The sequence below is a fragment of the Arthrobacter sp. HMWF013 genome (assembly GCF_003061105.1).
Lineage (GTDB): Bacteria > Actinomycetota > Actinomycetes > Actinomycetales > Micrococcaceae > Arthrobacter.
In genome coordinates this window covers 1350-4893 of record NZ_QAIQ01000705.1, presented here as the reverse complement: position 1 = coordinate 4893, position 3544 = coordinate 1350, and the positions used below count along the sequence as shown (strand labels likewise).

The 3544-nt window shown below is 66.8% G+C and carries 3 protein-coding genes and 2 pseudogenes; 4 read left to right on the top strand and 1 reads right to left on the bottom strand.

Annotated elements, in window-relative coordinates; genetic code table 11:
- The coding region (locus tag DBR22_RS22740) for an MmyB family transcriptional regulator (RefSeq protein WP_181365303.1) at positions 1-720 on the top strand (720 nt) is incomplete at its 5' end.
- Here DBR22_RS22740 and DBR22_RS25280 read toward each other — a convergent pair.
- Positions 717-965: pseudogene (locus tag DBR22_RS25280) on the bottom strand (hypothetical protein); the annotation flags it as partial. The gene DBR22_RS22740 and the pseudogene DBR22_RS25280 overlap by 4 nt on opposite strands.
- Here DBR22_RS25280 and ligD point away from each other — a divergent pair.
- The 3 genes and pseudogenes from ligD to DBR22_RS25090 all read left to right on the top strand — a co-directional run.
- On the top strand, positions 849-2066 hold the full coding sequence (gene ligD / locus DBR22_RS22735; RefSeq protein ID WP_375135035.1) for a non-homologous end-joining DNA ligase: 1218 nt from the start codon (positions 849-851) through the stop codon (positions 2064-2066). The pseudogene DBR22_RS25280 and the gene ligD overlap by 117 nt on opposite strands.
- A 79-nt stretch (positions 2067-2145) precedes the next feature.
- Positions 2146-3054, top strand: a complete 909-nt coding sequence (gene pucL / locus DBR22_RS22730; protein WP_108600836.1) for a factor-independent urate hydroxylase — start codon at positions 2146-2148, stop codon at positions 3052-3054.
- Between the two features lie 45 nt (positions 3055-3099).
- Positions 3100-3544, top strand: a pseudogene (locus tag DBR22_RS25090) (malate synthase A); the annotation flags it as partial.

Here is a 3544-nt window from a genome sequence, read left to right as displayed (position 1 = left end):
CTGCGGGGAGTGTCCGAGTCCGTACTCGACTCCCTCGCCAGTACCCTCCAGCTGGACGAGGCCGAGCGCGCCCACCTTGTCGACCTTGCCAGGTCCGCAGCCCCGGGCACCGGGGCAGGGACCCGCCAGAAGCGGCAGGGAGTGAGCCCCAGCGTCGAACGGATCCTGACAGGAATGACCGGCATCCCCGCGTATGTCCGGAACTCGCGGATGGACATCCAGGCCGCCAATCCCCTGTGCTTCGCGCTCTACACAGGAATCCTCGGTCCGGGTACCCTGCCGCTGAACCTCGCACGGTTTATGTTCCTGGACACCCGGGCACGGGAGTTCTTTGTGGAGTGGGAGACCCTCGCTGACGACCTGACCGCGGCGCTCCGGGTGGAAGCGGGCAGACATCCGCATGACCGGGCCCTCAACGCACTCATCGGTGACCTCGCTACCGGAAGCGATGAATTCTCGGTCCGCTGGGCCAAGCACAATGTCCGATTCCACCGCAGCGCCCGCAAGACACTTCGCTGTGCCCTGATCGGCGAAATCGAACTGACAGGGGACGCTCTCGACCTTCCCGGCCAGGACCTGACCCTGATCGCATACACCGCTGAACCGGGCAGCCACGCCCAGGAACAACTGGATTTCCTCACGAGCTGGAGCATCAGCCAGGGAGCACCGCAAGAGGCGGCCGCCGTCGACCCCGCCCGCAGCGGGGACCAGCGCAGCTAGACCAGCTCAGAATCCGTCTGACGGCATCCAAAGAATCCCACCGCCGACCCCCAGGGGGCGCGCTCCTGGCCCAGCCATCCGATCGTTGCTAGCGTGACGGCATGAACCCGTCGAAGACTCCGGCCGAGATCCTCAGCATTGACGGCAACGAGGTCCGCATCTCGAGCCCGGACAAGATGGTGTTCCCCATACCCGGGCTGACGAAGCTTGACCTGGTGCGCTACTACCTTGCCGTCGCGGACGGTGCGCTGCGCGGCGCCGGCGGCCGGCCGATGGTGCTCAAGCGCTTCCCGAAGGGCATCGACGCCGAACCGTTCTTCCAGAAGCGCGTGCCCGAGAACCATCCGGACTTCATCGACACCACCACACTCCATTACGCGTCCGGGACCTCAGCCGAAGAGGCGGTCATCCGGGACGCGGCCGGCCTGGCATGGGTGGTGAACCTCGGCTGCCTGGACCTGAACCCGCATCCTGTCCGGGCCGAGGACCTCGATCACCCCGACGAGCTCCGGGTGGACCTGGATCCGATGCCGGGCGTGGACTGGTCCCAGATCGTGGACGTCGCCTACGTGGCGCGGGAGGTGCTCGACGACGCCGGGCTGGTGGGGTGGCCCAAGACCAGCGGTTCGCGCGGACTCCACATCCTGGTGCGGATCGCGCCGCTGTGGTCCTACCGCGACGTGCGGCTCGCCGCCGAAACGCTCGCCCGCGAAGTCGAAAACCGTGCGCCCGGCCTTGCCACCGCCCGGTGGTGGAAGGAGGAGCGCGGCGAGAGCGTGTTCGTGGACTTCAACCAGAACGCCAAGGACCGCACCGTGGCCTCGGCCTACTCGGTCAGGCCGCTCCCCGATGCCCGGGTCTCGGCGCCCCTGACCTGGGAGGAGGTCCGCTCCGCCCGGCCGGAACAGTTCACGGTGCTTACGGTGCCGGGGCGGTTCGCGGACATAGGCGATCCCCACGAAGGGATCGACGACGCCGTCGGCTCACTGGACGGACTCCTGGCCCTGGCAGCCGAACTTGGCCCCGCCGAGAAACCGCCGCGCAGCGGCGACGGCTCCGGCCGCAGGCAGTCGGTGATGCCGCTGATCGAGGTGGCCCGCACAAAGACCAAGCCGGAGGCCCTCGCGGCGCTCGAGGAGTGGAAGTCCAGCCACGCGGACGTTGTCCCTGCCCTGCACCCCGCCGACGTGATGGTCGACGGCATGCGCGGCTCCAGTTCGCTCTGGTACCGGGTGCGGGTCAACCTGCAGCACGTCCCCGAACCGGAGCGTCCGCCGCAGGAGGAACTCATCGCCGACTACGATCCGTGGGCCGGCAAGGAGTGGCCGGGCCGCCCTGGGTCCTGACACCGGAAACGCACTGGTAACGCGGCCTTAATGTCACTGCTGGAACGTATGCTCCACAGAGCGGAAGTTGGGAACAGACATGAGCAGCAAGATCATCCTCGGAGAGAACCAGTACGGCAAGGCGGAGGTCCGGGTCGTCAAAATCACCCGCGATACGGAACGCCACGAGATTGAGGATCTGAACGTCACCTCGCAGCTGCGCGGCGATTTCGCGGCGGCCCACCTTGAGGGCGACAACGCCCACGTGGTGGCCACGGACACCCAGAAGAACACCATCTATGCGTTCGCCCGCGAGGGCATCGGCTCCCCCGAAGCCTTCCTCCTGCGCCTCGGCGAGCACTTCACCGCCAATTTCGACTGGGTCAGCGGCGGCCGCTGGGAAGCCGCGTCCTACAGCTGGGACCGGATCCACGCCCATGGCACCGAACACGGTCACTCCTTTGTGCGCAACGGCCAGGAAGTCCGGACCGCCGTCCTGGTCCGTGACGGCGCGGCCAGCCACCTGATCTCCGGGCTGACAGACCTGACAGTATTGAAGACCACCCAGTCCGGCTTCGCCGGGTTCGACAGGGACAAATACACCACCCTCCCGGAAACCACCGACCGCATCCTCGCCACCGACGTTTCCGCCCGCTGGCGCTACCGGACCGGGACCGACTTCAGCACACTGGACTTCAACAAAAACTACGACGACGTCAAGGCCCTCCTGCTCGAAGGCTTCACGGAGAAGTACTCCCGCGCCCTGCAGCAGACCCTGTTCGACATGGGCACCAAGGTCCTGGAAGCGCAGGGCGGGATCGAGGAGATCAGGTTCTCCATGCCCAACAAACACCACTTCCTGGTGGACCTCTCCCCGTTCGGCCTCGACAACCCCAACGAAGTCTTCTTCGCGGCCGACCGCCCCTACGGCCTGATCGAGGCTACCGTCCAGCGCGACGACGCCACCCCGGCGCCCGCCGCCTGGTCAGGGATCGCCGGCTTCTGCTGAGTTAGATTAGCCCCAGCGTCTTCGCAGCCAACGAAAGGACCAGCAATGGCCATCACTGTTACAGACCCCCGGCCGATCGGCCGCGCGGAGGAGATCCTGACCCCGGAGGCGCTGGCGTTCATCGAAGAACTCCACACCCGCTTCGCCGGGACCCGCAATGAGCTTCTTGCCGCCCGCGCGGTCAAGCGGCAGCGGGTTGCGGAGACCGGCGCATTGGATTTCCTCCCGGAGACAAAGGCAGTGCGCGACGGCGACTGGAAAGTTGCGGAGGCGCCTGCGGCACTGCAGGACCGCCGGGTTGAGATGACCGGCCCGGCCTCCCCGGCCAAAATGGCCATCAACGCCCTGAACTCCGGGGCTAAAGTGTGGCTTGCCGACCTTGAGGACGCGTCCACGCCCACGTGGGGCAACGTCGTCGATTCCATCCTGAACCTCCGCGACGCCGCGAACGGAACCCTGAGCCATACCTCGGCCGAGGGCAAGGAATACA